The sequence below is a fragment of the Pseudomonas sp. SIMBA_068 genome, from assembly GCF_046534705.1.
Classification (GTDB): domain Bacteria; phylum Pseudomonadota; class Gammaproteobacteria; order Pseudomonadales; family Pseudomonadaceae; genus Aquipseudomonas; species Aquipseudomonas putida.
Genome location: NZ_JAWRYI010001137.1, coordinates 1 through 252, shown reverse-complemented (window position 1 = coordinate 252; position 252 = coordinate 1). Strand labels below are relative to the sequence as shown.

Annotated in this window: 1 pseudogene; it reads right to left on the bottom strand. The window is 52.4% G+C overall.

The annotated features are described in order from the left end of the window. Positions 1 to 252: pseudogene (locus SB756_RS33055) on the bottom strand (hypothetical protein); the annotation flags it as partial.

Sequence of the window (252 nt, the reverse complement as noted above, 5' to 3'; positions counted from 1 at the left end):
AACCGCTCCTGGCGCACCGACAAAATTGGCAAACGCCCATTCGATATTCATCACGAAAATCTTGCCGACGTCGCGTTTGATCCAGTGGTCGAATATCGCCACCAAAAATTCACCGAACTCCTCGGGGCGAACCGACCATTCCGTCAGTTCGCCCTGAATATCGCCGGGAGCATGTAGCTTAAGTCCAGCATGAACAGCCGTTTCATCAGCCAGGCGTTCGACCACAGGAATAAACTGGATAAACTCAACGCC